We start from the raw sequence: 24824 nt of genomic DNA on the forward strand, positions 1-24824 counted from the left end.
CTGGTGCTGTAGGGATTGCTTCGGGGTGTGTTCGGCAGGCGTGCGTCCAGGCCGCCGTACGCACCCCGGCGCGGGGAGTCCTGAGACTCGCTGAACGATGCCCGACGCCAGCTTGGCAGGGCTAGGTCATGCGAGGGCGCCGACGCGCTGAGCGAACGCGCGTACGCCGGGAAGTGCGCGGTCGTGCCGCATCAGCCCGGCGGCCAGCGTCCGCACGGAGCCGCGGCGGAGGGGGCTCCGCGGCCTAGACTCTGGGTCTCCACCCTCCACACCATCCGGCGAATGGATCGACTTCGCATGACTCAGGCGATTCGGCGAGGCGGCAGGACCACCCGCATCAAGAACCCCACTGCCCCGAAGGTCTTAACTACCCTGCGGCCGGCCGACATGGCGAGAGACGGCCTGGAAGACGACGCGATGATCCGTGGGGTGCAATACGAGGGAACGCCCTTCGTGGCTGTCGCGGCTGAGGCCGTCGAAATGGAGGGCTGCACGTTCGACAGCTCCCGCTTCACCGGAACGCGTCTGATCCGCAGCCAGTTCAGCGACTGCCGGTTCAACACCTGCGACTTCGCGGAAGTAGGTGCCGAAGATGTTTCACTGATCCGGTGCGCGGTGAGCGGGAGCAGGTTTACGGGCTCGTCATGGAGGTCTGGAACGTTCCGGGACGTGCGCATGGAGAACTGCGTCATCGCCCCCGGCCTGTTTCGTCACATGAAGCTCTACGCCGTCGTGTTCACCGACTGCAAGATGGCGGGCGCGGACTTCCAGGGGGCCGAGCTGCACAATGTGAAATTCGAGGGCTGCGATTTGACCGGAGCGCAGTGGGCCAACTGCCGGGTAGGTACCGCGCGGTTCGAGAACTGCACTCTGATTGACGTCGGCGGAGGCGCAAGCCTCAAGGGCGCCACAGTACAAGGCCCAGGGCAGATGGAGTTGGCCCTGAGCCTTGCACGGGAAGCGGGAATCCTCTTCGAGTAGCTGGGTCAGATGGTGACCGCTGGCACGAAGCCCGCCCAGTCGGGACTGGAGATGCGTGTCCACTCCGCGGCGGTGCTGCGAACGGTGCCCGGCGCCGCGAGGCGGCGGTGTAGCCGACGACCGGGAACACCGGGCCCCTCCCGCCGGGAGGGGGCCCCTTCGTGCTCTCGTCACGCGCTGCCCTCGGCCCACGCCCCGTCAGGCATCACCACGGCGACGCATGGTGCGCTCCTCGTCGTCGGTGCAGTACTGGAGCACCACCCCGGGGAGCGTGGACGCCAGCAGGAAGGTGAAGTGGTAGCTGTCGAAGGCCGTGACCGGCACCTGGGATTCCCTGCGTGCGTCTACCGGTCCCGATGCAGGCGGCGAGGGAGGGGCCGGCGCCGCCGTGCGCGCTGCCATGAAGGACCCGCCGTCCGCATCGAAGCGCCCCTCCAGGCTCCCGTCCGGCATGCGGTCGAGGACGGCCAGACCCCCGCTCAGTGGCGGGAAGAGGTTCGCGACGAGTCGTCCCCCGGGAGCGACCGCGGACCTCAATGTCTCGGTGATCCGTGGGAGGGCACACGTGGTGATCACCTTGTCGAACGACTCGGGCTGCCAAGTCCAGGTCCTCACGTCCACGGTGAGTACGTTCGGTGTGATGCCGATGGCTTCTAGATTGAGCAGGGCTTCGGATGTCAGGTCCGGGTCGATGCCCGCCGTCACGAGATGGTTGGCGCTCTCCAGGCGGTGAGCGAGGAGGGCGGTTTGGTAGCCGGTGCCAGTACCCCCATCGAGGACCCGATCGCCAGGCCGCACGTCAAGGGCTTCCAACATCCGGGCCGTGAGGCTCGGCTGTGTGCTGGACGACGTGGGGACGCCGGTGAACAGCCCATCCACGGACTTCGCCGTCTCCGGGTCGAGGCGGGTGACGAGGGTGGCGTTGGTGTAGATGAGGTGGAGCCAGTCTCCGCCGCGAAGCAGCAAGGGGGTTTTCCGGACTGTTGAGCCATGCCCACTGGCCAGAGGGGCGCATGTCACCGAGGATGGACAGCACGACGTGCACCGGCGCAACTTCCCCGCGGAGAAATACCGCGAGGGCCTGCCGGAGGAGCACCACCCGACCTACGACCGTCTCATCCAGCAGGCTGCCGACATCCACCGCACGGGCATCGTGGAGTCGGACTCGCAGGCGCACATGGCCGGAAGCGAGATTCTGGTGGGTCTGGTGGACGGGTTGGTCGCTGTGTGGGATGGGCAGCCGGCTCGCGGGTACGGCGGCACGGCCGACGTTGTGGCCTACGCCGAGCGCACCGGTCTCCGGTCTCGGGTGATCTGGCCGGAGGGCGCTACCCGGGACTGACCGAGAGCGCGGCTTATCGTCCAGCGTGTGGACCCGACAGACTCATCGCGCTCCAGCAGGCCGTCATCACCGAGCACGCCAAGGAAGCCGGACTCAACCGGTTCGCAGTAGGGCCCTCGGGGCGCTGGGGTGCTCGGGGGCCAGGGGCGTCGGAGGGGTGGTCCCGGGGCCAGTGGCGGGGGCGTGCGAGGCGACCGCGTCAGGGCGTCGAGCTCGGGGTTCCGGGCGGGGAGGTGGGGGAGGGCCGGGTCGGGGTCCCCGTGTTGGACGAGGGGGCCGAGGTGGCCGGAGGGGAGGTGCGGGGGTCGCCGGCGGGCGGGGCCGGGTGGTTGTCCTGCGGGGAGCCGGACAGCAGCAGGAAGGCCACGGCCGCCGCCGCTGCCGCCGCCACGGCGACGGCGGACACCACCCGCCGGATCCGCCGGGTGCCCCAGGCCGGGCCGGTGGGCGGGCGGTACGGGGACAGTTCGTGGGCGTCGATGAGCCGCGCACGGGCGTCGAGCGCGGCGCGCAACCGGTCCTCGACGGGTGGGGGAGTGCTCATCGGGCCGCCTCCAGCAGCTTTTCCAGAGTGACGAGCGCACGGCTCGCGGTCGACTTCACGGTGCCTCGGGAGACGCCCAGCGTTTCGGCTATCTGCGCCTCGGACAGCTCCGACCAGTAGCGCAGCACCAGCACCTCGCGCTGGCGCGCGGTGAGTTCGGCCAGCGCGTCCAGGACCTGCCGGTGTTCCTCGGCGAGCAGCAGCGGCTCGTCCACGGGCGCTCCCGGCCCCTGGTACGGCGGGGTGTAGGCGCGCGCGGTACGCCGTCGGCGCAGCACCGAGCGGGCGGCGTTGACCACGGCGGTGTGCAGATAGGCGTGCGCGTCCTGGAGGCTGTCCAGCCGTGAGCCGTGTCGGCGGCAGACGGCGGCGAAGGCGTCCTGGACGACGTCCTCGGCGGTGTGCAGGTCGTCCACCAGGAAGACCGCAAGCCGGATCATGTCCAGCCGCCGGGCCTGGTACAGATCGGCCAGCGTGGGGCCGGGCTCGCCGTCGCCCCGGCCGCCCACCGCCCTCAGCGCCCACGGCCGCCGCCCGGCGCGTCCCGTCTCCACCGGTGGTGTCGAGGCGGTCGTCCGGGCGCGGCGGAGCAGCCGGGTCCACCAGGGCAGGACAAGAGTGAGCTGCATCGTCCTCGTTCACCTCATCGGCGGGGCGGGGCGGGGCCGGCTCCGGAACCGGCCCCGCCCCATCCGTGGTTGCGGCTAGCGACCGGCCTTGGTGGGGGCGGGCTTGGTGGGCTCGGGCACGCTGGTGGGCGGCTCGGTGGGGGCGGGCTTGGTCGGCGCGGGCACGCTGGTGGGCGGCAGCGTGGCCTCCGGCTTCGAGGTCGCCGATGGGACCGGCTTGGCCGGGCGGGAGTGGTCGGAGGTGGCCGCCTGGGCGGCGATGCCCCCGCCCACGATCAGGGCGACACCGGCCGCCGACCCCAGGATCCAGGGGCGCAGACGGCGGTTGGGCTTCTTGGCGCGGTCGTGCTGCATACGGAACGACTCCCGAAAGGGTTGAGCGAACGCTGATGGCCAGGCGCGTCCCGAGGGCCCGAAGGACCCGTTCCGGAACCCGCCTTCACCCCAACCAGACGTGCGGCCCCACCCGAGGTTGTCGCGCCCCGGAAAAAGCTTCCCGAGCTGACGCCAGGTAACGGATCGATAACTACCGGAAACCGTGCAACCGTTCCCGCCCCTGGCGGGTCGTACCTGGCATCGGGCTTCCCGGGGAGGATCCGGGGGGATTGAGGGGAAGCCCTGTGGAGGGGGAGACGAGGGGCCCGGCCAAGGCCGGGCCCCTCGAAGCGTCCCGCCCCACGCTCCGGGGACGACCGCGCGTCGCACGCCTCAGAACGGCACCCCGCACCGCAGCAGCACATTCGCGTACGGCCGCGCCTCGCCCGTACGCACCACCAGCCTCGCCCGTCCCGTCATCGTCTTCAGCTCCTCGTGCGGGACCAGATCCAGCGCGGGAGCCGGGAAGAGGCGGTCGAGCAGGGCGGTCGCCCCGGGGTTGTGGTCGCGTACCTCCCGCGCCGCCGTGGCCCGTTCGACCACCAGCTCCTCCAGCAGCCCGGTGAGCACCCGCTCGAACGACGGCACCCCGGCCGTGAAGGCGAGGTCCACCACGAACGGCCCGTCCGGTATCGGAAGACCCGCGTCGCACACCATCACCGTGTCGGTGTGGCCCAACAGGGCGATGCCCGCGCTCAGATGGCGGTTGAGAATCCCGGACCGCTTCACAGCGCCGCCACCTCCCCGGCGCTCGGGAAGGACGCCTGCGCCCCGGCCCGGGTCACCGCGGCGGCGCCCACGCGCACCGCGAACCGCACCGCGGTCGGCAGGTCGTCGCCGACGCCCAGGCGCCAGGCGAGCGCGCCGGTGAAGGCGTCCCCGGCGCCCGTGGTGTCCACGGCCGTCACCGCGGGACTGGGCACCAGCACCGTACGGTCGCCGTCGGCGACCAGCGCGCCCTCGGCGCCCAGGGTCACCACGACCGAGCGCGGACCGCGCGACAGCAGGGCGTCGGCCCACTCCTCGGGGTCGTCGGAGGAGCCCACCGGGGCGTCGCTCAGCAGGAACCGCGCCTCGTGCTCGTTGACCACCAGCGGATCGCAGGCGGCCAGCACATCGGTGGGCAGTGGCGCGGTCGGCGAGGGGTTGAGCACCACCCGCGGCCCGGGGCGGCCGCCGAAGCCCGCGCCCGCCGCGCGGACCACCTCGGCGACCGTCTCCAGGGGGATCTCCAGTTGCAGCGAGACCACCCGGGCCGCGGCCAGCAGGCCCGCCGCGGCCCGGACATCGCCCGGGGTCAGCCGGGCGTTGGCCCCCTGGGAGACCACGATGCTGTTGTCACCCGAGGGGTCCACCGTGATCAGCGCGACCCCGGTGGGCGCGCCGCCGACCAGGACTCCGGCGGTGTCGACCCCGGCCGTCGCTTGCGAATCCAGCAGCAGCCGGCCGTAGTCGTCGTCGCCGACCCGGGCCAGCAGCGCCGTCCGGGCCCCCAGCCGGGCGGCGGCGACGGCCTGGTTGGCCCCCTTGCCGCCCGGGTGGACCGCGAGGTCCGACCCGAGGACGGTCTCACCGGCCCCGGGGCGGCGGTCGACTCCGATCACCAGATCGGCGTTGGCCGACCCCACGACCAGCAGGTCGTAGTCGTGCATCCGCACGTCCTTTCGTTTGTCACTTCACGGTGACGACCTTCGCCACCGCGCCGTGACGACCCTTGTCACTTCGCGGTGACGACCTTCACCGGCACCTTCACCGTGCCGTCGATCTTCTGCCCCTTGGCGGCCTTGACGGCATTCCGCACCACCATCCGGCCCAACTCCTTCGGCTGCTGGGCGACGGTCGCGGCGAGGCTGCCGTTCTCGACGGCCTTGAGCCCGTCCGGGGTGCCGTCGAAGCCGACGACGTCCACGGACTTGCCCGCCTTGGAGCCGAGCGCCTTGACCGCGCCGAGCGCCATCTCGTCGTTCTCGGCGAAGATCCCGTCGATACCGGGGTGGCCCTGGAGCAGATTGGTGGTCACATCCAGCCCCTTGGCCCGGTCGAAGTCGGCGGTCTGCTTGCCGACGACCTTGATGTCCGGGTACGCCTTGAGGCCCTCCGCGAAGCCCTTACCGCGCTCACGGGAGGCGGAGGTGCCGGGGGTGCCCTGAAGCACCAGGATCGTGCCCTTCTTTCCGAGCCGCTCGGCGAGCGTCTTGGCGGCCAGCTTGCCGCCCGTGATGTTGTCCGAGGCCACCAGGGTCGCGATCTTCGCCTTGTTGACACCGCGGTCGGCGGCCAGCACCGGGATGCCCGCCTTGTCGGCGGCCCGGACGGACGGGCCCGCGGCATCGGAGTCGACCGGGTTGATGATGATCGACTTCATGTTCTGGCTGGTGAAGTTCTGAATCTGATTGGCCTGCTGGGAGGCGTCGTTCTGGGCGTCGGTGACCGTAAGGCTGACACCGGCACGCTTGGCCTCCTCCTGGGCGCCCGCCTTCAGTTGCACGAAGAAGGGGTTGTTGAGGGTGGAGACCGAGAGCCCGACCTTGGTGGACGCGCCCCCGGAGGAGCCGGAGCGCCAGACGGAGGCGCCGATGGCGATGGCGGCGACGACCACGGCGGCCAGCGCGAACTTGCCCGCGTTGACGCCCTTCTTACGGCCGCCACCGGACGATCCGCCCGCCGCGGCCCCGGGCGCGCCCGGGCTCGCCCCGGCCCGCCTGCGCAGCGTGTCCAGCAGCACCGCGAGCGCGATGACGACACCGATGACCACCTGCTGCCAGAAGGGGGAGACCTCCAGCAGGTTGAGCCCGTTGCGCAGCACCGCGAGGATCAGCGCGCCGATGAGCGTGCCGGACGCCTTACCGACGCCACCGGACAGGCTCGCGCCGCCGATGACCACCGCGGCGATCGCGTCGAGTTCATAGCCGACGGCCGCCTGCGGCTGCGCGGAGGACAGCCGGGAGGCGAGCACGATGCCCGCGATGGCCGCGAAGCCGCCGGAGAGCGCGTAGATGACCAGCTTCTGGCGGGTCACCCGGATCCCGGAGAGCCGGGCGGCCTCCTCGTTGCCGCCGATCGCGTACATCGCGCGGCCCGCGTACGTACGGCCCAGCACACCCGCGGTGATCAGCCCCATGCCGATCATCACGAGCACCGGGATGGGCAGCCAGCCGCCGATGGTGTCGCCGAGGCCGGACATCGAGTCGGGGATGGCTATCGGGCTGCCCTGGGAGATCACCAGGGCCAGACCGCGGCCGATCGACAGCATCGCGAGCGTGGCGATGAACGGCGGCAGCTTCCCGAAGGCGACCAGCGCCCCGCTGACCAGACCGCAGGCGACACCGGTGACGACCGCCAGGAGCGCGGCGATCCACACCGGCAGCCCCTGTGAGGTCGCCGACCAGGCGAGCACGGTGGCGGACAGCGCGGCCACCGAGCCGACCGACAGATCGATCCCCGCGGAGACGATGACGAAGGTGACGCCGAAGGCGAGGATCGCGGTGACCGCCGCCTGGACGCCGACGTTGAGGAGATTGCCGGTGGTGAGGAAGTCGCCGGACAGCAGCGACATGGCCGCCACCAGCAGCACCAGGGCGCTCAGGGCGCCGTTGTCGAGCAGCACGCGGCGCAGCACCGCCGAGCCCCCGGGGTCCTTCGTAAGCGTGTCAGTGGCCACGGGAGCCCTCCTTTTCATTGCCGCCGACTCCTTCGTCGGCGCCCTTGACGTCCTTCACTGCCAGGGCCATCACGGCGTCCTGGGTCGCTTCGCGAGCGGTCAGCTCGCCCGAGATCCGGCCCTGGGCCATGACCAGGACCCGGTCGCTCATCCCCAGCACCTCGGGCAGATCGCTGGAGATCATCAAAACGGCGTGGCCGGACGCGGTGAGTTCGTTGATGAGCTGGTAGATCTCGACCTTGGCGCCCACGTCGATCCCGCGGGTCGGCTCGTCGAGGATCAGCACCTTGCTGTCGGCGAGCAGCCACTTGCCGATGACGACCTTCTGCTGGTTGCCGCCGGAGAGGGTGCGCACCCGCTGGTCGAGCCCGGCCATCCGGACGGCCAGCCGCTCGGCGACACCGGCCGCCGCGCTCCGCTGGGCGGCCCGGTCGACCAGCCCCGCGCGGGTGGCGGCGCGCAGCGTGACCAGGCCCAGGTTCTCCTGCACGCTGCCGTCCAGGACCAGGCCCTGGCCCTTACGGTCCTCGGGGACGAGGCCGATCCCGGCCCGCATGGCGGCCACCACGTCATGGCGGGCCAGCGGGCGGCCGAGCACCTCGACGGAGCCGGAGTCATACGGATCGGCGCCGAAGAGCGCCCGGACGACCTCCGTACGGCCCGCGCCGACCAGCCCGGCCAGGCCCACCACCTCCCCGGCGCGCACCTCGAAGCCGATGTCCTGGAAGCTGCCGTTCCGGGTGAGCCCCCGGACCTTCAGCAGGGGGTCACCGGCGTCCGTGCGCTCCCGTGGGTACTGCTGCTCGATGGAGCGGCCCACCATCAGCCGCACCAGCTCGTCCTGCTCGGTGGTGGCCGGGACCTGGGTGACACTGCGGCCGTCGCGCAGCACGGTGACGCGGTCGCCCAGCGCGGCGATCTCCTCCAGGTGATGGGTGATGAAGACGACGCCCACCCCGTCCGCGCGCAGCGTGCGCACGATCCGGAAGAGCTTGTCGACCTCCTCGGTGGTGAGCACGGCGGTCGGCTCGTCCATGATCAGGACGCGGGCGTCCAGGCTCAGCGCCTTGGCGATCTCCACCATCTGAAGCCGGGCGATGCCGAGGTCGCGGACCCGGGTCCGGGGCGCGACGTCCACCCCGACCCGGGCCAGCAACTCGGCGGCGCGCTCGTCCATGGTCTTGCGGTCGATCATGCCGAAGCGGCGCGGCTGGCGGCCCAGGAAGATGTTCTCGGCCACGGTGAGGTCCGGGACGAGGTTGAACTCCTGGTAGATGGTGGCGATTCCGAGCCGCTCGGCGTCCTGCGCGCTGTTGATGCGCACCGGGCCGCCGTCGACCAGGATCCGGCCCCCGTCGGGGCGGTGCGCCCCGGAGAGCATCTTGATCAGCGTGGACTTGCCCGCGCCGTTCTCGCCCAGGAGGACGTGGACTTCGCCGCGGCGCAGATCGAAGTCCACCCCGTCCAGGGCGATCACCCCGGGGAAGGTCTTCCGGACGCCCTCCATACGCAGCAGCTCCGCCCCGCCGGGGGAGGGCCGCTTGGACTCGGCACTCATGGTGTGCTCCCTTCGGGCTCGCCGCACGAGCGGCGGGTGACCAGACGGGCGGACAGGGTCACCGACTCGGCGGGCCGCCCCTCGACGAGGTCGATCAGCGCGCGTACGGAGGCATGGCCGAGCGCTCCGGTCGGCTGGGCGACGGCGGTGATCGGTGGATCGGTGTGGACGAACCAGGGGATGTCGTCGAACGCGGCGAGCGCCACGTCGTCCGGCACCCGCAGGCCCCGCGCGCGGATCTCGTCCATCGCGCCGAGCGCCATCAGGTTGTCCGCGGCGAAGATCGCGTCCGGCGGCCGCGGCAGATCGAGGAAGCGGGCGGTCACCCGGCGGCCGCTGTCCGCCTGGAAGTCCCCCTGGCCGATGTGGTCCTCGGACAGCGCCAGACCGAACTCGCGCAGCGCGGAGCGGAAGGCGTCCACCCGTTCGCGGCCGGTCGTGGTGGCCGCCGGGCCCGCGATGATCGCGAGCCGGCGGTGCCCCAGGGCGCACAGATGGTCCACCAGATCGCGGATGGCGCTCCGCCCGTCGGTGCGGATCACCGGCACCGCGTCCAGGCCCTCGCCCTCGATCCAGCGGTCGACGAAGACCATGGGGGTGCCGGCGCGGGCGGCGGCCAGCATCATCGGGGAGCCGCCGTCGGTGGGACTGACCAGCAGTCCGTCTATGCGGCGGTCCATCAGGGTGCGCACATGGTGGTCCTGGAGTTCGGGCCGCTCGTCGGCGTTGCCGATGATCACGCTGTAGTCCAGCTCGCGGGCGGCGTCCTCGACCGAGCGGGCCAGCTCGGTGAAGAAGGGATTCAGCACATCGCTGATGACCAGCCCCAGGGTCCGGGTCTGATCGGTGCGCAGCGAGCGGGCCACCGCGTTGGGGCGATAGCCGAGGTCGGCGACCGCGGCGAGCACCCGTTCACGGGTGTCCGGGCGAACGGAGGGGTGGTCGTTGAGCACCCGCGAGACCGTCGCGACGGAGACCCCGGCACGCCGCGCCACATCCTTGATGGCTGGCATCGTCCACCTCCTTGTGGAATCGATTACATGGGATTGGAATCGATTACATCGAGAGAGGCAAGGGGTCAGCCGCCAGTGAAACCGGATCGTGATATTCCGCCGCGGGGCCGACGGCCCGTTCTTCACCCCCCGGCGCGTCGCCCCGGGCTGTCCCCGGGCTGTCCCCGGGTTGTCCCCGGGTTGCCCCCGGGTTGTCCACAGGCGTTGTCCACAGGCCCGAACCGCCTGTCGCCTCGCGGCGGTACGGTCGAGGCATGCTCAAACTCGCGGTGGTCGAAGGGGTCCTGGAGCGGATCACCTACGCCAATGAGGAGAACGGCTATACGGTCGCGCGGGTCGACACCGGCCGGGGCTCCGGCGATCTGCTGACGGTGGTCGGCTCGCTGCTGGGCGCCCAGCCGGGCGAGTCACTGCGGATGGAGGGCCGCTGGGGTTCCCATCCGCAATATGGCAAACAGTTCACCGTCGAGAATTACCAGACCGTCCTCCCCGCCACCGTCCAGGGCATCCGGCGCTATCTCGGCTCGGGTCTGATCAAGGGCATCGGCCCCCGGATCGCCGACCGGATCACCGAGCACTTCGGCGTCGACACCCTCGATGTCATCGAGGAGCGGCCCGAGCGGCTGGTCGAGGTCCCGGGCCTCGGCCCCAAGCGCACCAAGATGATCGCCGCGGCCTGGGAGGAGCAGAAGGCCATCAAGGAGGTGATGGTCTTCCTCCAGGGGGTGGGCGTCTCCACCTCCATCGCGGTGCGGATCTACAAGAAGTACGGCGACGCGTCGATTTCGATTGTGAAGAACGAGCCGTATCGGCTGGCGGCCGACGTCTGGGGCATCGGCTTCCTCACCGCCGACAAGATCGCCCAGTCGGTCGGCATTCCGCATGACAGCCCCGACCGGGTGAAGGCCGGTCTCCAGTACGCGCTGTCCCAGTCCGCCGACCAGGGCCACTGCTATCTCCCCGAGGAGCAACTCATCGCGGACGCCGTGAAGTTGCTCCAGGTGGACACCGGTCTGGTCATCGATTGCCTGGGTGAGCTGGCGGCCGAGGACGAGGGCGTGGTGCGCGAGCCGGTCCCGGGCCCGGCGGACGGCGAGCCGGTCTCCGCGGTCTATCTGGTGCCCTTCCACCGCGCCGAGATCTCCCTCGCCGGCCAGGTGCTGCGGCTGCTGCGCACCCAGGAGGACCGGCTGCCCGCCTTCGGGGACGTGGACTGGGACAAGGCGCTGGGCTGGCTGGCGAGCCGCACCGGGGCCGATCTGGCGCCCGAGCAGAGCCAGGCGGTGCGGCTCGCGCTGACCGAGAAGGTCGCGGTGCTCACCGGCGGGCCGGGCTGCGGCAAGTCGTTCACCGTGCGGTCCGTGGTGGAGCTGGCCCGCGCCAAGAAGGCGAAGGTGGTGCTGGCGGCGCCCACCGGCCGGGCCGCCAAGCGGCTGTCCGAGCTGACCGGCGCCGAGGCGTCCACCGTCCACCGGCTGCTGGAGCTGAAGCCCGGCGGGGACGCGGCATATGACCGGGACCGCCCGCTCGACGCGGATCTGGTGGTGGTCGACGAGGCGTCGATGCTCGATCTGCTGCTGGCCAACAAGCTGGTCAAGGCGGTCCCGCCCGGTGCCCATCTGCTTTTCGTGGGGGATGTGGACCAGTTGCCCAGCGTGGGCGCCGGGGAGGTGCTGCGCGATCTGCTGGCCCCCGGCAGCCCCGTTCCGGCGGTGCGGCTGACCCGGATCTTCCGCCAGGCCCAGCAGTCCGGGGTGGTCACCAACGCCCACCGGATCAATGAGGGGGTGCCGCCGGTCACCCAGGGCCTGTCGGATTTCTTTCTCTTCGTCGAGGACGACACCGAGGAGGCCGGGCGGCTCACGGTCGATGTCGCGGCCCGCCGCATCCCCGCCAAGTTCGGCCTCGACCCTCGCCGTGACGTGCAGGTTCTGGCCCCGATGCACCGCGGCCCGGCGGGCGCGGGCACGCTCAACGGACTGCTTCAGCAGGCCATCACCCCGGCCCGTCCGGACCTCGCGGAGCGCCGCTTCGGAGGCCGGGTCTTCCGGGTCGGCGACAAGGTGACCCAGATCCGTAACAATTATGAGAAAGGGGCCAACGGGGTCTTCAACGGCACGGTTGGCGTCGTCACCTCACTCGACACCGATGAGCAGCGGCTGACCGTGCGGACGGACGAGGACGAGGAGGTACCGTACGACTTCGACGAGCTGGACGAGCTGGCTCATGCCTATGCGGTGACCATCCACCGGTCACAGGGCAGTGAGTACCCGGCCGTCGTGATTCCGGTGACCACCGGGGCCTGGATGATGTTGCAGCGCAACCTTCTGTACACGGCGGTGACCCGTGCCAAGCGCCTTGTGGTGCTGGTCGGCTCGCGCCGCGCGCTGGGGCAGGCGGTGCGCACCGTCTCGGCGGGGAGGCGTTGTACCGCGCTGGATCACCGACTTGGCGGCGATGTGTCAGTCGAGCGTGTCAAGAGGGTTTCCGAACGATGACGATCGGGGCAGGATGGCCGTAAAGGCGGCACTGAGTGCCGCCAAAAGGCTCTTCAGCCGACCCCGAGTGCACGTTCTCTACCCGAGTAGGGGAAGGTGGGGGGAGTCAGGGCACCTCGAAGAAGAGAACCAGACGTCGGTGAGGGATGACGTGAGCGACAACTCTGTAGTACTGCGGTACGGGGACGGCGAATACACCTACCCGGTGGTCGACAGCACCGTCGGCGACAAGGGCTTCGATATCGGCAAGCTGCGTGCCCAGACCGGTCTGGTGACCCTGGATTCCGGTTACGGCAACACCGCCGCGTACAAATCCGCGATCACCTATCTGGACGGTGAGCAGGGCATCCTGCGATACCGCGGCTACCCGATCGAGCAGTTGGCGGAGCGTGCCTCCTTCCTGGAGACCGCCTTCCTGCTGATCAACGGGGAGCTGCCGACCGTCGATGAACTGGCGGCCTTCCGTGGGGAGATCACCCGCCACACGCTCCTGCATGAAGACGTCAAGCGGTTCTACGACGGTTTCCCGCGGGACGCCCATCCGATGGCGATGCTGTCCTCCGTGGTCAGCGCGCTGTCGACGTTCTACCAGGACAGCCACAACCCCTTCGACGAGAAGCAGCGCAACCTCTCGACGATCCGGCTGCTGGCCAAGCTGCCGACCATTGCCGCGTATGCGTACAAGAAGTCGGTCGGCCACCCCTTTGTCTACCCGCGCAATGACCTGGGCTATGTCGAGAACTTCCTCCGGATGACCTTCTCGGTCCCCGCGCAGGAGTACGAACTCGACCCGACCGTGGTCTCCGCGCTCGACAAGCTGCTGATTCTGCACGCCGACCACGAGCAGAACTGTTCGACCTCCACGGTCCGGCTGGTCGGCTCCTCGCAGGCCAATATGTTCGCCTCCATCTCGGCGGGCATCAACGCGCTGTGGGGCCCCCTGCACGGCGGCGCCAACCAGTCCGTGCTGGAGATGCTCGAGGGCATCCAGGCTTCGGGCGGCGACGTCGACACCTTCATCCGCAAGGTGAAGAACAAGGAAGACGGCGTGAAGCTCATGGGCTTCGGGCACCGCGTCTACAAGAACTTCGACCCCCGGGCGAAGATCATCAAGTCGGCGGCGCACGATGTTCTCTCCGCGCTCGGCAAGTCCGACGAGCTGCTCGACATCGCGCTCAAGCTGGAGGAGCACGCCCTCGCGGACGACTACTTCGTCGAGCGCAAGCTCTACCCGAACGTGGACTTCTACACCGGTCTGATCTACCGGGCGATGGGCTTCCCGACCGAGATGTTCACCGTGCTGTTCGCGCTCGGCCGGCTGCCGGGCTGGATCGCCCAGTGGCACGAGATGATCAAGGAGCCGGGCTCCCGCATCGGCCGCCCGCGCCAGATCTACACGGGCGTCGTCGAGCGCGACTTCGTCCCGGTCGAGGAGCGCTGACCTTCGCTTCTCCGGTGCCCCCGTCCTGGCCGCCTGGCCGGTCGGGGGCACTTGGCGTCTCCGGTCCCTTGGGTCTTCCGGCCGGGGGCACCTCCCAGCGGTAGCTGGGGGAGGCTTTTGCGCCCCGGAGGCGAACCGAGCCCAAAAAATGGGGGTGCCAGAAGCGCCCCGCTTCCGATCCCCCCACGGGTCGGAGCGGGGCGCTTCCCTTGCCCCGGAGCGGATTCCCCCCACGGGATCCGGCCGGGTGTCCACGGGCCCTTGCGGGCCGTTTGGCGACGCGATCCGCCGGGACGCGTACCTACGGGAGGGCCGCTCAAAGCTCCCCGAGTACGTCGTCCCGGCTACGCGTAGCGGGATGCGTCCCCCAAGACGAATCCCCACCGTCCCATTAGACTCGCGTCCCCCCTCGATGGTTACGTTGGGTTGTATGTGATCTGCGTCTCTTGCCATATGGGCCATAAAAGGGCAAGAGCCTCGATTTAAAAATCGAGGCTCTGCTGTATGGGTGTTGTGCGGCTTATGGGGACTTGGTGAATCTATGTGGACGCTGTGAAGGTCCGCAGTCGCAGACTGTTCGTCACCACGAACACGGACGAGAACGCCATGGCCGCTCCCGCGATCATAGGGTTCAGCAGTCCGGCCGCAGCGAGCGGCAGCGCGGCGACGTTGTAGCCGAAGGCCCAGAAGAGATTGCCCTTGATGGTGCCGAGCGTCCGGCGCGCCAGCCGGATCGCGTCCGCGGCGACCCGCAGGTCGCCCCGGACCAGTGTCAGATCCCCGGACTCGATGGCCGCGTCCGTGCCCGTGCCCATCGCGAGCCCGAGGTCGGCGGTGGCGAGGGCGGCCGCGTCGTTGACCCCGTCGCCCACCATGGCGACCGTACGGCCCTCGCCCTGGAGCCGCTTCACGACGTCCACCTTGTCCTGGGGCAGCACCTCGGCGATGACGTCGTCGATGCCGACCTCGCGGGCCACCGCCTCGGCGACGAGCCTGTTGTCGCCGGTCAGCAGCACCGGGGTGAGGCCGAGCGCCCGCAACTGGGCGACCGCCTCGGCGCTGGTCTCCTTGACGGCGTCGGCCACCAGGAGGACGCCGCGCGCCTTGCCGTCCCAGGCCACCGCGACCGCCGTCCGCCCCTCCGACTCGGCCGCCGCCTTGGCGGCCGCCAGCTCCTCGGGCAGTTCGACGGCCCATGCGTCGAGCAGCTTCTCGCGGCCGACCAGGACCGCGTGACCGTCCACCGTGCCCTGGACGCCGAGGCCGGGCTCGGACCGGAAGTCCGCGGGCGTGGGGAGGTCGCCGATCCGCTCGGCCGCGCCGTCCGCGATGGCGCGCGCGATCGGGTGCTCCGAGGCGTGCTCCAGGGCGCCCGCGAGCCGCAGCAGCTCCTCCTCGTCCACGCCGGGCGCCGTCACGGCCCCGCGCAGCCGCATCTGCCCGGCCGTCACCGTGCCGGTCTTGTCCAGGACGACGGTGTCCACCCGGCGGGTCGACTCCAGCACCTCGGGCCCCTTGATCAGGATGCCGAGCTGGGCGCCGCGGCCGGTGCCGACCATGAGCGCGGTCGGGGTGGCCAGGCCCAGGGCGCAGGGGCAGGCGATGATCAGGACGGCCACGGCCGCGGTGAAGGCGGCGGCCGTCTCGCCGGTGGTGAGCAGCCAGCCCAGCAGGGTGCCGACAGCGATCAGCAGCACGATCGGCACGAAGATCCCCGAGACCCGGTCGGCGAGCCGCTGTACCTCGGCCTTGCCGTTCTGCGCGTCCTCGACCAGCTTGGCCATACGGGAGAGCTGGGTGTCCGCGCCCACGCGGGTGGCCTCGACCACGATCCGGCCCGCCGTGTTGACGGTCGCGCCCGCCACCGCGTCGCCCGCCGCCACGTCCACCGGCACCGATTCGCCGGTCAGCATCGAGACGTCCACGGCGGAGGAGCCCTCGACCACCGTGCCGTCGGTGGCGATCTTCTCGCCGGGGCGCACCACGAAGCGGTCGCCGACCGCCAGCTCCCCGATCGGGATCCGCACCTCATGGCCCCCGCGCAGCACGGCCACGTCCTTGGCGCCCAGCTCCAGGAGCGCGCGCAGCGCCGCGCCCGCCCGCCGCTTGGACTTCGCCTCCAGGAAGCGGCCCAGCAGGATGAGGGTGGTCACCCCGGCCGCCGCCTCCAGATAGATCGAGGACGACCCGTCGGCCCGGGAGACGGTGAGATCGAAGCCGTGGCGCATGCCCGGCATGCCCGCGTCGCCGAAGAACAGCGCCCACAGGGACCAGCCAAGGGCCGCCAGAGTGCCGATGGAGACCAGGGTGTCCATGGTGGCCGCGCCGTGCCGCAGGCCCGTCCAGGCGGCCTTGTGGAAGGGCGCGCCGCCCCAGACGACGACCGGCGCGGCGAGGGTGAGCGAGAGCCACTGCCAGTTGTCGAACTGGAGCGAGGGCACCATCGCCAGCACCACGACGGGCAGGGACAGGGCGAGGGAGACGAGCATGCGGTGGCGCAGCGGGTCCGGTCCGGCCTCGCCGTGCCGGTCGGCCTCCGGTGCGCCGGTGTCCCCGGGGGTGCGGGGCTCGGGCGCGGCGGGGCGCGGTTCCTCGGCGGTGTACCCGGTCTTGACGACGGTGGCGATCAGGTCGGCGACCTCGATCCCGGCGCCGTAGGACACCTTGGCCTTCTCGGTGGCGAAGTTCACCGTGGCGGTGACGCCGTCGAGGCGGTTGAGCTTCTTCTCGATGCGCGCGGCGCAGGACGCACAGGTCATACCGCCGATGGCGAGCTGGACCTGCGAGGGCCCGCCGGCCGTCGCCGTGGTGTCGGTGGCGGCCCCGGCGGGGGGTGCCGTGCTGGTCATGTCTGGTCTCCTGGGAGGAGGGCCGGGCCGTACGGCGACTGTATGAGCAGGGCGGTACGGTCCGGCGGAGGTTTGGTGGGGGCTCGCTCAGGCCGCCCGGCCGGTGAGCTCGTAGCCCGCCTCGTCCACGGCGGCGCGGACGGTCTCGTCGTCCAGCGGAGCGGCCGAGATCACGGTGACCTGGCCGGTGGAGGCCACGGCCTTGACGCTGCTGACGCCGTCGAGGGCGCCGATCTCCTCGGAGACCGCGCCTTCGCAGTGGCCGCAGGTCATACCGGTCACCTGGTAGACGGTGGTGACAGCCTCGGAGCTCATGGGGTTTCTCCTGTGTGGGGTGAGCGTGACGGTCGGTACGCAGGAGGCACGGGAGGCACCGGAATGCCTCAGCGTCTCCTGACGATCCCCACTTTATACCCCTAGGGGGTATCGATGGAAGCCGGTGGTGCGCCGGTCCGTGACGGGTGGGCCGCGCCCGCGCGCACTCTTCCCCGGTCCGGGCGGGGCGAGGGTGGATGGAGAGCGCGCGGCGCGGGGGTCAGGGGCGGGTGCCGACCGCCTCGGTGCCGAGCACCGGGGCCAGATAGCCGTACAGGGCGGTCTTCAACTCCGCTGCGTACGCCTCCCGCTCCGTGCCCTCATGGCCGAGGATCAGCGTCAGTCCGGCCTTGAACAGGGCGAACGTCATGGTGGTGGTGTGGGTGCGGCGCTCGGGGGAGAGGTCGGGGTTGCGGAGGCCGATCAGCTCGCTGATGCGGTCCTGGATCGAGTCGTGCAGTTCGGCGTGTTCCTCGAGGAGTTGGCCCGGCGCGTCGGAGGACTGGATCAGGGCCAGGAAGACCGGATTCGCGCAATTGAACTCGATCATCGGGTCGAGGACCGTGTCGAGCAGCTCGCCGAGGGGCAGCCCCGCGTTCTCCGGTGTGAGGACCGTCCCGTGGGTCTCCGTCATCCGGCGGTTGAGGCGCTCGCCCAGCTCGACGGCGATGGCCTCCTTGTTCGGGAAGAACTGGTACAGCGTGCCGGGGGAGACCCCGGCCTCGCGGGCGATGGCGTTGGTGCTCGCCGAGGTGTAGCCGGTGCGGCAGAAGACATGGGCGGCGGCGTCGAGCAGTTGCTGGATCCGGCGCTCACCGCGTGCCTGTCTGCGGCGCGGCTTCGCCGTGTCGTCGCGCGGATCCGTCGTGCTCTCGCTCACCTGTTTTCCCCGGCTCTCCGTGTTCGATTGACAAACACGAGCACCCGCTCGCATTCTTGAGAAACGCGAGCGATCGCTCGTGTTTACCGTCTACGGTAATCAGCGACCCGTGCTGCCTACGGACGTATGAGTGGCGGCATGGGGCACAGGTGAAGGGGACACCGCGCCATGACCGATGTCAACCGCCCACCCGGGGACCGAATCGGAGGGTGGACGCGCCTGGTCACCGCGCGGCCGCGGCTGTCCCTTCTGATCGCCCTGCTCTTCACGGCGCTGGCCGTCGTGGCCGGGAGCGGGGTCGCCGACCGGCTGGGAAGCGGCGGCTGGGAGGACCCGGCGGCCGAGTCCTCGTATGCCACCAAGGCACTGGAGAAGCGCTTCCCCGCCTCCCAGCCCAATCTGATCCTGCTCGTCGACAGCGGCGGCAGGACCGTGGACGATCCGGCCGTCGCCGCCGAGGCCCGGGCCCTCGCCAAGAAGCTCTCGGGCGAGCGGGCGGTCACCGGTGTCACCTCGTACTGGGCCACCGGCGCGCCTTCGCTGCGGGCCCGTGACCGGGGCGAGGCGATCATCGCCGCGCGGATCGTGGGCGACGAGTCCGCCGCGGGCAAGACACTGGAGCGCATAGTGCCCCATTACCGGGGCGCCCATGGCCCGGTCGAGGTGTCGGTCGGCGGCATGGTCGCGGTCCGCCATGAGCTCCAGACCACCATCCAGGAGGATCTGCTGCGGGCCGAGATGATCGCCCTGCCCATCACCCTGGTGCTGCTCGTCATGGTCTTCGGCAGCGCCGTGGCCGCCCTGCTTCCGCTCGGCGTCGGCATCATCGCCATCCTCGGCACCGACGCGGTGCTGCGCGGGCTCACCGAATTCACCGATGTCTCGGTCTTCGCGCAGAACCTGACCACCGCGCTCGGCCTCGGACTCGCCATCGACTACGCCCTGTTCATCGTGCGCCGCTTCCGGGAGGAGCTGGCCCAGGGCGCCGAGAAGCTGCCCGCCGTCGCGACCACACTGCGCACCGCCGGGCGCACCGTGCTCTTCTCGGCACTGACCGTCGCCGCCTCGCTCTCCGCCATGCTCGTCTTCCCGCAGTACTTCCTGCGCTCCTTCGCCTATGCGGGGATCGCGGTGGTGCTGATCGCCGCCACCGCCGCCCTGGTGGTCCTGCCCGCGGCACTCATCCTTCTGGGCGACCGGGTCAACGCACTGGACCTCACCCGGCTGCTGCGCCGCGGCCGCCCGGCCCGCGAGGGTGAGCCCGGAGCGGGCTGGGCGCGGCTCGCCCGGCTGGTGATGCGGCGCGCCCCGCTGTTCGCGCTGGCCACCGTCGCCGGTCTGGTCGCGCTCGGACTGCCGTTCCTGAGGGTGGAGTTCGGCACCGCGGACGACCGCCCGTTGCCGTCGAGCGCCGAGTCCCATGTGGTGCAGCAGCACATCCGGGAGGGGTTCCCCGGCGGTCCCGGGGGCGCGGTGGAGGTCCTCGCCGAGGGCGGCACCGGCACCAAGGCCCTCGCCGACTACAGCGCCAAGGTCTCCGCCCTCCCCCAGGTGCTGCGGGTGGACAGCCCGGCGGGCCGGTTCACCGACGGGCGGCGGGTGGCCGAGCCGGGGCCGGCGGAGGCCGCGCGTCTGGCCGGTGGCTCGGCCGACATCACCGTGCTGCCCAAGGGCGAGGCCGTGGACGCCGCCAGCCAGGACCTGGTGCGGACGATCCGCGCCCAGGAGCCGTCGTTCACCACCTCGGTCACCGGCACCGCCGCCGTCCTGGTGGACACCAAGGACTCCATAGGCGACCGGCTGCCCTGGGCCGCCGCCATCATCGTCGCCGTCACCCTGCTGCTGGTCTTCCTGCTCACCGGCAGCGTGCTGATACCGATTCAGGCGGTGCTGCTCAACGCGCTCAGTCTGACCGCGATGTTCGGCGCGGTGGTGTGGGTCTTCCAGGACGGGCATCTGTCCGGCCCGCTCTCCTTCACCACCTCCGGCGATATCGAGACCACCCTGCCCGTGCTGATGTTCTGCGTCGCCTTCGGGCTCTCCATGGACTACGGGGTCTTTCTGCTCTCCCGGATCAAGGAGGAGTACGACCGCAGCGGGGACCATCAGGCGGCGGTCGAGTTCGGACTGCGGCGCACCGGCGGCCTGATCACGGCGGCCGCGCTGATCCTCGCCGTGGTGATGGTGGGCATCGGCACCTCGCGGGTCACCAACACCAAGATGCTGGGGCTGGGCATCGCCCTGGCGGTGCTGATGGACGCGATGGTGGTGCGCGGGCTGCTGGTGCCGGCGGTGATGAAGCTGACCGGCCGGGCCACCTGGTGGGCCCCGGGCCCGCTGCGCCGACTGCACACCCGGTTCGGGCTGAGCGAGGGGGAGTCCGCGCCCACCGAAAGCCGCACGGACGCCGGGACCGGCATAGGCACCGGGACCGGCACGGACGCCGCCAGTGGCAGCGAGGGTGACGGCCGGTGCGAGGGCAAGGCCGGGTCTCCTGCCGAGGACGGGCCGTCCGGGGAGGCGGAGACGGTGCGGGACCGGGTGAGTACGGGCCGCTAAGCGCTCTGCTGGAAGTGTCGCGATGCGTTGTCGGCCGACTGCGGCGCCGTCGTGGCTGATCGCGCCCACGCGGCGGAGCCGCACATCGACACAGCCCCGCGCCCTTCGGGGCGCTGCCCGAACCGTAGCGGAGTTCCTCTGATCTGCTGAGCGGATTACGGGGATACGGCATCACGGCCCCGCTAATCCTTGGCGTCTCGCCGGGCGCGGCGGTTGCCGGGTCTGCGGGCCACCCAGGCGCGGATCGTATCCGCGTACCAGTACGGCTTGCCGCCCTCCACCAGATCGGGGGGCGGCAGCAGGCCGTGCTTGCGGTAGGACCGTACGGTGTCGGTCTGCACACTGATATGCGCGGCGATCTCCTTGTAGGACCACAGCCTCCGGTCGGTCATCTCACATGCCCTTCCGCAGGTCGTCGCGGCCACGGCCCAGCGGGCCGTCGGGGGAGCCGCGGCGCGCCTGCTCACGCTCCATCAGCCTGTGTCCGGGTCAACGACGCCGAGCCAATGACGGCCAGGGGCTGTTGAGCACCTGTGACGTAGACGTGTGGAGATGTGACGGCTGTGACATAGGAGTGACGCACCCGACGATGACTCCCTGCCATGGCCACAGCGGACCGGCCGTGGGGAAACGGCCAGTCCGCTGCGGGTCAGTTGGCGGGGCGTCAGCTATAGAACGCGGGGCGCTCGATCATTTCGACGGCCGTGCGCTGACCCGTGGCCTGGGCCCGGACCCCCGCCTCGCTGACGGCGGTCGCGGCATAGCCGTCCCAGACGCTGGGGCCCTCGACCTCGCCGCGCCGGGTGGCGTTGACCCACGCCTGCACCTCGCGGTCGTACGCCTCCTCGAACCGGGCCACGAAGTCCGGGGCGATCTCCCCGCCCCAGGTGCCGGGCCGGTTGACCAGCATGCCGTGGGCGTCGCCGACGCGGGCGGTGCCCCGTTCGCAGACCGCCTCCGCCTGGACCTGGTAGCCGAAGCCGCAGGTGGCGAAGATCTCCACATTGACGATCGCTCCACCGGTGGTCTCGAAGACCACGAGCTGGGGGTCGCTGAGCGACTCGGGGGACAGCGAGCTGGGGGTCGGCTTGAGCACGGTGACCGCGGTGATCTCCTGCTCCAGCAGCCAGCGCGACTGGTCCATCTCATGCACCACCGAGTCGGTGATCATCATCTCGTTGGTGAAGTACGAGTGCACCGAGGCGTTGCGGTGGCGGCAGTGCAGCAGCAGCGGGCGGCCCAGTTCACCACCGGCCAGCAGCGCCTTGAGCTTCATGAACTCGGTGTCGTAGCGGCGCATGAAGCCCACCTGGACCCGGCGGTGGCCCAGCTTCTGCTCGGCCTCCAGCACCCGCAGCGCGGACGCGGAGTCCGGGGTGAGCGGCTTCTCGCACAGCACCGGCAGATCGCGCTCGAACGCGCTGAGCAGCGCGGCCTCGTGCGCGGGGCCCGGCGAGGCGATCAGCACCGCGTCCACGCCGGGTGCGGCCATCGCGGCGGCCGGGTCGGTGAACGCCTGACAGCCGTCGGCGGTGTCGGCGACCGCCTTGGCCCGCGCCTCGTCGATGTCGACCACGGCGGCTACCCGGGCGCCGCTGATCACCTCGTTGATGCGGCGGACATGGTCGGCGCCCATCTTGCCGGTCCCGATGACGGCGACCCCGAGCGTTCCCTGCTGCGTCATAGGTTGATCTCTCTTCTCTCTCTGCTCTGGACGGTTCGACGGCCCGTGGGGGAATGCGGCCCGTGGGGGAATGCGGCCCGTGGGGGCGGAAGGGAGGTCAGGCGCCGCAGGAGCGCAGGAAGCGCCGGGTGCGCTCGGCGATGGGGAAGGGCTGGTCGGGCGGGCAGGGGTACATGTCCTGCTCGACGATGGCGAACAGGTCCACATCCAGCTTCTGGGCCGCGGTCAGGACCGGTCCCAGCTCCGGAACGCCGTTCGGCGGTTCACACATGACGCCGCGCTGGACGGCGGGGCCGAACGGCACCTGGTTCTTGACCACATCGGCCAGAATCTCCGGGTCGACCTGCTTGAGGTGGAGATAGCCGATGCGCTCGCCGTAGGTCTCGATCAGCTTGACGCTGTCGCCGCCGCAGTAGGCGTAGTGGCCGGTGTCCAGGCAGAGGTTGACCAGGTCGGAGTCGGTGGCGTCCAGGAAGCGGACCACGTTCTCCTCGGTGTCGATATGGGTGTCGGCATGCGGGTGGACGACGATGTCGAGCCCGAAGCGCTCCCGCACCTCACGGCCGAGCCGCTCCATCCCGGTGGACAGATGGCGCCACTGCTCGGCGGTGAGCGTCGGGGGCTCGATCAGCTCGGCGGTCTTGTCGTCCCGCCAGAAGGAGGGGATGACCACGAGGTGCTTGGCGTTCATCGCCCGGGTCAGCCCGGCCACCTGGGAGACATGCTCCCAGGTGGCGTCCCAGACCTCGGGGCCCCGGTGCAGCGAGGTGAAGATGGTGCCCGCGGAGACGGTGAGGCCGCGCCGGGTGGTCTCCTCGGTGAGCCGGGCCGGGTCGGTCGGCAGATAGCCGTACGGACCCAGCTCGATCCACTGGTAGCCGGCCTCCGTGACCTCGTCGAGGAAGCGCTGCCAGGGGACCTGCTGGTCGTCGTCGGGGAACCAGACCCCCCAGGAGTCGGGGGCCGAGCCGACCCGGATGCGGTCCAGGGCGGGTGCGGGGGAGGCGTCGGCAGTCATGGCAGAGGGTCTCCTCGGTGTTCTGGGGTGCCCGCGTCGTACTGTTTTGGGCAGCTTCACCGGCCGGGCGGGCGGCCGTCAAGAGTTCGTCAGGACATTCGGACGTCTTGTCAGAAGAAAGACGTCCGGAGGATGGCGTCCTGTCAGAGGGGCAGAGGGGCAGAGGGCCGGAGGGGCAGGGGGCCAGGGGGCCAGGGGGCCAGGGGGCCAGGGGGGGAGGCGTTCGGTCAGGCGGAAGGGGCGGTCACCTCCTCGGGCAGCTCATCCACATCGACCCCGCGGACCTGGGCCAGCTCATGCTTGAGCGCGGCCAGTTCGGCGCCGCCCGCCATGTGGTTGGTCAGCTCTTCGAGGCTGACGTCCTCGCGCGCCGCGTTCAGCTCCAGCGCGCCGAGCCTCAGCACCGCGAAGTGATCGCCGACCATATAGGCGTGGTGCGGGTTGTGGGTGATGAAGATGACGCCGAGCCCGCGCTCGCGCGCCGCCGCGATGTACTTGAGCACGACACCGGACTGCTTGACGCCGAGCGCCGCGGTCGGCTCGTCCAGGATCAGCACCCGGGCGCCGAAGTGGACCGCCCGGGCGATGGCCACGGACTGCCGCTGGCCGCCGGAGAGGGTGCCGATGGGCTGTTCCAGGTTGTCGAGGTGGATGCCCATGGCGGACAGCTCCTCGTCGGTGATCTTCTTCATCCGCTGGATGTCCAGCCGGCGCACCGGCCAGGGGCCGCGGGTCAGCTCGGAGCCGAGGAAGAAGTTCCGCCACACCGGCAGCAGGGGCACGGTGGCCAGGTCCTGGTAGACGGTGGCGATGCCCAGGTTCAGGGCGTCGCGCGGGTTGTTCAGCCGCACCGGCTTGCCGTCGACGAGGTACTCGCCCTCGTCGTGCTGGTGCAGCCCCGAGATGATTTTGATCAGGGTCGACTTACCGGCGCCGTTGTCGCCTAGCACACAGGTCACCCGGCCCGGCCGGACGGCCAGGTCGATGCCCTCCAGGGCGCGTACGTTTCCGTAGAGCTTGCCCACGCCCCGCAGCCGGACCACCGGCTCATCGGCCGGTGCGGCGGCCTGCGCGGCGCCGGCGGTGTCGGCGGCGTCGGCGGGGCCGGCGGGGCTGGACTGGGGTTCCTTCGTTGCCATTACGGTCACCTCCTGGTGGCCTGACGGCGCACCCACAGATTGACGAGGGTCGCGAGCAGCAGCATCACGCCGACGAAGAACTTGAACCAGTCGGGGTTCCAGTTGGCGTAGACGATGCCCTGGTTGACCATGCCGAAGATGAAGGCGCCGAGGACCGCGCCGATCGCCGAGCCATAGCCGCCGGTGAGCAGGCAGCCGCCGATCACGGCCGCGATGATGTAGTAGAACTCGTTGCCGACGCCCTCGCCGGCCTGCACGGTGTTGTACTCGAAGAGCAGATGCATGCCGACGAACCAGGCCGCGAAGCCCACCGTCATAAAGAGGGCGATCTTGGTGAG

The 24824-nt window shown here is 70.7% G+C and carries 21 protein-coding genes and 1 pseudogene; 5 read left to right on the forward strand and 17 right to left on the reverse strand.

Annotated features, from left to right (window positions below; genetic code table 11):
* The first annotated feature begins 297 nt into the window (after positions 1-297).
* Positions 298-981: a pentapeptide repeat-containing protein gene (locus KN815_RS13210; RefSeq protein ID WP_216342003.1), complete on the forward strand. Its 684-nt coding sequence runs from the start codon at positions 298-300 to the stop codon at positions 979-981.
* A 198-nt stretch (positions 982-1179) separates the two neighbouring features.
* On the opposite strand, the gene KN815_RS13215 is transcribed toward KN815_RS13210, so the two are convergent.
* Positions 1180-1947, reverse strand: a complete 768-nt coding sequence (locus KN815_RS13215; RefSeq protein WP_216342005.1) for a methyltransferase domain-containing protein — start codon at positions 1945-1947, stop codon at positions 1180-1182.
* A gap of 91 nt (positions 1948-2038) precedes the next feature.
* On the opposite strand from KN815_RS13215, the pseudogene KN815_RS13220 reads away from it, so the two are divergent.
* Positions 2039-2323 (forward strand): annotated as a pseudogene (locus KN815_RS13220) (hypothetical protein); the annotation flags it as partial.
* Positions 2324-2522: 199 nt separating this feature from the next.
* On the opposite strand, the gene KN815_RS13225 reads toward KN815_RS13220, so the two are convergent.
* The 8 genes from KN815_RS13225 to KN815_RS13260 form a co-directional block, all read right to left on the reverse strand.
* Positions 2523-2867 (reverse strand): hypothetical protein, encoded by a 345-nt coding sequence (locus KN815_RS13225; RefSeq protein WP_216342006.1) that lies wholly within the window; start codon positions 2865-2867, stop codon positions 2523-2525.
* Positions 2864-3496, reverse strand: a complete 633-nt coding sequence (locus KN815_RS13230; RefSeq protein ID WP_216342008.1) for a SigE family RNA polymerase sigma factor — start codon at positions 3494-3496, stop codon at positions 2864-2866. Before KN815_RS13230 ends, KN815_RS13225 begins: the two co-directional genes overlap by 4 nt.
* Positions 3497-3571: 75 nt before the next feature.
* Positions 3572-3850: a hypothetical protein gene (locus KN815_RS13235; protein ID WP_216342010.1), complete on the reverse strand. Its 279-nt coding sequence runs from the start codon at positions 3848-3850 to the stop codon at positions 3572-3574.
* A gap of 354 nt (positions 3851-4204) precedes the next feature.
* The gene (rbsD, locus tag KN815_RS13240) at positions 4205-4600 is read right to left on the reverse strand and encodes a D-ribose pyranase (protein ID WP_216342012.1); all 396 of its coding nucleotides are present in this window, start codon (positions 4598-4600) and stop codon (positions 4205-4207) included.
* Positions 4597-5523: a ribokinase gene (rbsK, locus tag KN815_RS13245; RefSeq protein WP_216342014.1), complete on the reverse strand. Its 927-nt coding sequence runs from the start codon at positions 5521-5523 to the stop codon at positions 4597-4599. The genes rbsD and rbsK overlap by 4 nt, the downstream gene beginning before the upstream one ends.
* 65 nt (positions 5524-5588) lie before the next feature.
* A complete protein-coding gene (locus KN815_RS13250; protein ID WP_216342015.1) occupies positions 5589-7532 on the reverse strand; it encodes an ABC transporter permease/substrate-binding protein in 1944 nt (647 codons plus the stop codon).
* On the reverse strand, positions 7522-9090 hold the full coding sequence (locus KN815_RS13255; RefSeq protein ID WP_216342017.1) for a sugar ABC transporter ATP-binding protein: 1569 nt from the start codon (positions 9088-9090) through the stop codon (positions 7522-7524). The genes KN815_RS13250 and KN815_RS13255 overlap by 11 nt, the downstream gene beginning before the upstream one ends.
* The gene (locus KN815_RS13260; protein ID WP_216342020.1) at positions 9087-10103 is read right to left on the reverse strand and encodes a LacI family DNA-binding transcriptional regulator; all 1017 of its coding nucleotides are present in this window, start codon (positions 10101-10103) and stop codon (positions 9087-9089) included. Before KN815_RS13260 ends, KN815_RS13255 begins: the two co-directional genes overlap by 4 nt.
* Before the next feature lie 254 nt (positions 10104-10357).
* Here KN815_RS13260 and recD2 point away from each other — a divergent pair, with 254 nt between their 5' ends.
* Positions 10358-12601 (forward strand): SF1B family DNA helicase RecD2, encoded by a 2244-nt coding sequence (gene recD2 / locus KN815_RS13265; protein ID WP_216342022.1) that lies wholly within the window; start codon positions 10358-10360, stop codon positions 12599-12601.
* 151 nt (positions 12602-12752) lie between these two features.
* Positions 12753-14042: a citrate synthase gene (locus KN815_RS13270; protein ID WP_059142131.1), complete on the forward strand. Its 1290-nt coding sequence runs from the start codon at positions 12753-12755 to the stop codon at positions 14040-14042.
* 539 nt (positions 14043-14581) lie between these two features.
* Here the strand turns inward: KN815_RS13270 and KN815_RS13275 are convergent.
* The 3 genes from KN815_RS13275 to KN815_RS13285 form a co-directional block, all read right to left on the reverse strand.
* Positions 14582-16891, reverse strand: a complete 2310-nt coding sequence (locus KN815_RS13275) for a heavy metal translocating P-type ATPase (protein ID WP_216342023.1) — start codon at positions 16889-16891, stop codon at positions 14582-14584.
* Positions 16892-16978: 87 nt separating this feature from the next.
* Entirely contained in the window at positions 16979-17278 is a 300-nt protein-coding gene (locus KN815_RS13280) for a heavy-metal-associated domain-containing protein (protein WP_253208942.1), read from the reverse strand.
* Positions 17279-17426: 148 nt separating this feature from the next.
* Positions 17427-18086, reverse strand: coding sequence for a TetR/AcrR family transcriptional regulator (locus KN815_RS13285; protein ID WP_216342025.1), 660 nt, complete (start codon positions 18084-18086; stop codon positions 17427-17429).
* Between the two features lie 168 nt (positions 18087-18254).
* Here KN815_RS13285 and KN815_RS13290 point away from each other — a divergent pair, with 168 nt between their 5' ends.
* Positions 18255-20645: an MMPL family transporter gene (locus KN815_RS13290; RefSeq protein ID WP_216342026.1), complete on the forward strand. Its 2391-nt coding sequence runs from the start codon at positions 18255-18257 to the stop codon at positions 20643-20645.
* A gap of 182 nt (positions 20646-20827) precedes the next feature.
* On the opposite strand, the gene KN815_RS13295 is transcribed toward KN815_RS13290, so the two are convergent.
* The 5 genes from KN815_RS13295 to KN815_RS13315 form a co-directional block, all read right to left on the reverse strand.
* The gene (locus KN815_RS13295) at positions 20828-21037 is read right to left on the reverse strand and encodes a helix-turn-helix transcriptional regulator (protein WP_216342028.1); all 210 of its coding nucleotides are present in this window, start codon (positions 21035-21037) and stop codon (positions 20828-20830) included.
* A gap of 272 nt (positions 21038-21309) precedes the next feature.
* Positions 21310-22329, reverse strand: coding sequence for a Gfo/Idh/MocA family protein (locus KN815_RS13300; RefSeq protein WP_216342030.1), 1020 nt, complete (start codon positions 22327-22329; stop codon positions 21310-21312).
* Between the two features lie 97 nt (positions 22330-22426).
* On the reverse strand, positions 22427-23347 hold the full coding sequence (locus KN815_RS13305) for a sugar phosphate isomerase/epimerase family protein (RefSeq protein ID WP_216342032.1): 921 nt from the start codon (positions 23345-23347) through the stop codon (positions 22427-22429).
* A gap of 227 nt (positions 23348-23574) precedes the next feature.
* Complete coding sequence (locus tag KN815_RS13310) at positions 23575-24486, reverse strand: ATP-binding cassette domain-containing protein (RefSeq protein ID WP_216342034.1); 912 nt, start codon at positions 24484-24486, stop codon at positions 23575-23577.
* A gap of 5 nt (positions 24487-24491) precedes the next feature.
* Positions 24492-24824: ABC transporter permease (locus KN815_RS13315; protein WP_372458337.1), on the reverse strand; the 333-nt coding region annotated here is incomplete at its 5' end.

Origin of the sequence: Streptomyces niphimycinicus, assembly GCF_018883605.1 — a bacterium.
GTDB lineage: Bacteria > Actinomycetota > Actinomycetes > Streptomycetales > Streptomycetaceae > Streptomyces > Streptomyces niphimycinicus.

Excerpts from the sequence above, each read along its gene's own strand:
- KN815_RS13210 (WP_216342003.1), top strand. The coding sequence starts at position 298 with ATGACTCAGGCGATTCGGCGAGGCGGCAGGACCACCCGCATCAAGAAC.
- KN815_RS13225 (WP_216342006.1), bottom strand. The coding sequence starts at position 2,867 with ATGAGCACTCCCCCACCCGTCGAGGACCGGTTGCGCGCCGCGCTCGAC.
- KN815_RS13230 (WP_216342008.1), bottom strand. The coding sequence starts at position 3,496 with ATGCAGCTCACTCTTGTCCTGCCCTGGTGGACCCGGCTGCTCCGCCGC.
- KN815_RS13235 (WP_216342010.1), bottom strand. The coding sequence starts at position 3,850 with ATGCAGCACGACCGCGCCAAGAAGCCCAACCGCCGTCTGCGCCCCTGG.
- rbsK (WP_216342014.1), bottom strand. The coding sequence starts at position 5,523 with ATGCACGACTACGACCTGCTGGTCGTGGGGTCGGCCAACGCCGATCTG.
- KN815_RS13255 (WP_216342017.1), bottom strand. The coding sequence starts at position 9,090 with ATGAGTGCCGAGTCCAAGCGGCCCTCCCCCGGCGGGGCGGAGCTGCTG.
- KN815_RS13260 (WP_216342020.1), bottom strand. The coding sequence starts at position 10,103 with ATGCCAGCCATCAAGGATGTGGCGCGGCGTGCCGGGGTCTCCGTCGCG.
- recD2 (WP_216342022.1), top strand. The coding sequence starts at position 10,358 with ATGCTCAAACTCGCGGTGGTCGAAGGGGTCCTGGAGCGGATCACCTAC.
- KN815_RS13275 (WP_216342023.1), bottom strand. The coding sequence starts at position 16,891 with ATGACCAGCACGGCACCCCCCGCCGGGGCCGCCACCGACACCACGGCG.
- KN815_RS13290 (WP_216342026.1), top strand. The coding sequence starts at position 18,255 with ATGACCGATGTCAACCGCCCACCCGGGGACCGAATCGGAGGGTGGACG.
- KN815_RS13295 (WP_216342028.1), bottom strand. The coding sequence starts at position 21,037 with ATGACCGACCGGAGGCTGTGGTCCTACAAGGAGATCGCCGCGCATATC.
- KN815_RS13300 (WP_216342030.1), bottom strand. The coding sequence starts at position 22,329 with ATGACGCAGCAGGGAACGCTCGGGGTCGCCGTCATCGGGACCGGCAAG.
- KN815_RS13305 (WP_216342032.1), bottom strand. The coding sequence starts at position 23,347 with ATGACTGCCGACGCCTCCCCCGCACCCGCCCTGGACCGCATCCGGGTC.
- KN815_RS13310 (WP_216342034.1), bottom strand. The coding sequence starts at position 24,486 with ATGGCAACGAAGGAACCCCAGTCCAGCCCCGCCGGCCCCGCCGACGCC.